2 protein-coding genes and 2 tRNA genes are annotated in these 2,921 nt (G+C 37.8%); all 4 read right to left on the reverse strand.

What is annotated here, in order from left to right:
• Positions 1 to 113 precede the first annotated feature (113 nt).
• The 4 genes from FD44_RS09690 to FD44_RS09705 all read right to left on the reverse strand — a co-directional run bounded on the left by FD44_RS09690 (position 114) and on the right by FD44_RS09705 (position 2,892).
• Complete coding sequence (locus FD44_RS09690) at positions 114 to 938, reverse strand: metallophosphoesterase (RefSeq protein WP_010620484.1); 825 nt, start codon at positions 936 to 938, stop codon at positions 114 to 116.
• A 66-nt stretch (positions 939 to 1,004) separates the two neighbouring features.
• Positions 1,005 to 2,486 (reverse strand): peptide MFS transporter, encoded by a 1,482-nt coding sequence (locus FD44_RS09695; protein ID WP_010620483.1) that lies wholly within the window; start codon positions 2,484 to 2,486, stop codon positions 1,005 to 1,007.
• Between the two features lie 248 nt (positions 2,487 to 2,734).
• Positions 2,735 to 2,807: transfer RNA gene (locus tag FD44_RS09700), tRNA-Thr, on the reverse strand.
• Between the two features lie 12 nt (positions 2,808 to 2,819).
• Positions 2,820 to 2,892 (reverse strand) — tRNA-Asn (locus FD44_RS09705).
• Positions 2,893 to 2,921 lie beyond the last annotated feature (29 nt).

Here is a 2,921-nt window from a genome sequence, read left to right on the forward strand (position 1 = left end):
TTACAGTCCGCCGCGTTTAGCCATACTTCGCTACCCATCCATACGTAGTAATCTCAAGTCAACTACACTATAATATCAAATCTTTTTTCGGTTCGTCAAGTCCTATTTTAATACTATTTATAATCTTGTAAATTTATTATCCGCAACCTACGTTTCCAAGCGTCAAAAAAACTTGGTTCGTGCCATTCAATGGTCTTACCTCGATGCACGCCAACTGCTTGATTAAAATACCATGCGGATCCCACCTTCACTGGGGTTTGAGCATCATGAATGTGGCCAAAATGGACAATTTTTACTTGGTATTTTTCAATCAATTTTTCCATTTTAGTACTCCCCATCATTCCATTTGCCATATTCCAAAAGCGATTATCATCTGTGTACCGAATAAATTTTTTATTTGGAATAAAATGGGTTAGAAATAAAATCGATTTTTCTGTTGCCTGTTTAAATAACTGCTCAATCTCGTTTAATTCAATATTCAGTCGTTCAGGATCCGATATAGATTGTTCAATTTGCCCGTCTACCCAATAGGCCCTTTTCCAATGTTCAAAATCCGTTACTTTTTTATCCAAGTTGTCCGCAAAAGAATAGTCATACCAGCCATTTCCACCAATAATTCGCCAATTTGTTTCTGGAACATCATAAATTTTATGGTTTAAATACTCCGGCATGACAACACCTTGCAATTGAGCATAAGTGACGTTCCGTAACATATCGTGATTCCCCGCCACAAACCGGACTGGTATCTCAGGCATCGCAGCCTGTAGATTTTTAATATAAGAAGTCGTCAAACCAAAATCATTCGCTATGTCACCCGCAATTAGCAATAACTCAACATGTGCTTGCGTTAGAAATTGAGCTTGATTGACTACTAGTTCAGCTATATCAACTTTATTCAAATCTAAGTGATTGTCACTAGTCAACGCTATTAAAGTCATTTAAATGTCCCTCTAAAAAAAGATTATGTTATCTCGAGGATAACATAATCTTTAAGTTTTATTTCTCTATTTTACGCCGGCCATCAATTTTTTAATTGGCTTAGCGAAGAAGGCCAGAACAATTCCGAATATAATTGAGACAATTCCGACAATTGCAAAGTACTGAATTTCAGTATCTGGTGTATAGAATTTAATAATTTGTGAGTTAACAGCCTGACCAGCTGAGTCAGCCAAAAACCACATACTCATCATTGACGACTGGAAGGCTCTTGGCGCCAGTTTTGTCGTAACCGACAGACCAATTGGAGAGATTAACAATTCAGCAATTTCAACGACTGCCCAGCTACCCACTAGCCAAAGTGGACTAACAAGCGCTTTTGGTCCGTACAAACTAACAGGTAGTACCATAATTAAATATGAAATACCGGCTAGTACTAATCCATACGAAAACTTAGCAGGAGATGATGGTTGTTTCTTGCCCAATTTGGTCCATAAAATCGCAAAAATAGGTGTATATATTAAAATAAATAATGGGTTAAGTGATTGATACCATGAAGCAGGAATCGTAAACCCTAAGAAATTATTTTGCGTTTGGTCGCCCGCAAACAAGGCCAAAACAACGGATCCTTGTTCTTCAATTGCCCAAAAGACGGCAGCTGCAATAAAAAGTGGTATATATGACCATACCCGTGAGCGTTCCTCTTTTGTGACCTTTTTGCTTGTTAGCATGATGACAAAGTAAACAACTGGGGTAATAAGCACAATAATACTTAATAATGAAATAAAGTTATCTAGTGATAGCCCACCCATTACTTTCATTAACAACAGGATTAGCAAAAAGCCAATCGCACCGGTTACTGTGTATCCGGTTGTTCTCTTCGCATCACCAGGCTCAAGTGGGTTGTTTGGATAAAGGGAATCCTTACTCAAATACTTTCTTCCACCCATCACATATTGGACTAACCCAAAGAACATACCAATTGCTGCCAAAGAAAATCCAGCGTGATAATTGTAGTTTTGTCCGATGAATCCTACTAGTAAAGGCGCTACTAGTGAACCAAGATTAATACCAAAAACGAAAATCGTAAAACCAGAGTCTCGACGTAGGTCTCCTCTTGAATACAGTGTACCGACCATTTCTGAAACATTAGGCTTTAAAAGTCCGGTTCCTATAATAATCAATAGTATTGAAAGAAAAAGAGCTGTTTTACCAAATGGTAGCGCCAAACAAATATGACCAAACATGATCAGTATGCCACCATAAAAAACTGTTCTTCTACTTCCCCAAATTCGATCACTTAGAAATCCTCCAAGCACTGATGACAAGTAAACTAGGGAACCATAAATTGCCATAATCGAAGCTGCTGTGGTTTTGTTTATTCCAAGGCCACCCTTTGAAATTGAGAAGTACATATAGTATAGAAGAATTGCTTTCATTCCATAGTAACTAAATCGTTCCCACATTTCGGTGAAAAATAAGGTTGAAAGTCCTTGAGGTTGTCCAAAGAAGGATTTGTCATAGTCCTTCTTTTCTACATTGTTTTCCAATTAATATTCCTCCAGACGCCTGTACCCATGTTAATTCTTTGTAAAAACAGAATCATTTCAGGGATAATTTAGGCAATCTCTCTGTGTGTTATAAATTAAACATAAGAATAATTATACTCCGAATTAATATTATAGGCAATATAATTCAATAATAATCCAATTTTAACCGTAATTTTGAATACTTCAGCCAAATTAAAAAGGAGTAACAAAAAGATAGACCACAACGAATGTTGTAATCTATCATTTAGTGCCGGCTGAGGAATTCGAATCCCCGACCCTCGGTTTACGATACCGATGCTCTACCAACTGAGCTAAGCCGGCATGTAAATTTAACTCCGACAGGCGGGCTCGAACCGTCGACATCCTGATTAACAGTCAGGCGCTCTACCAACTGAGCTATGTCGGAATAATAATCGCGTGGCAACGTCCTACCCT

It is taken from the genome of Secundilactobacillus malefermentans DSM 5705 = KCTC 3548 (assembly GCF_001436395.1).
Lineage (GTDB): Bacteria > Bacillota > Bacilli > Lactobacillales > Lactobacillaceae > Secundilactobacillus > Secundilactobacillus malefermentans.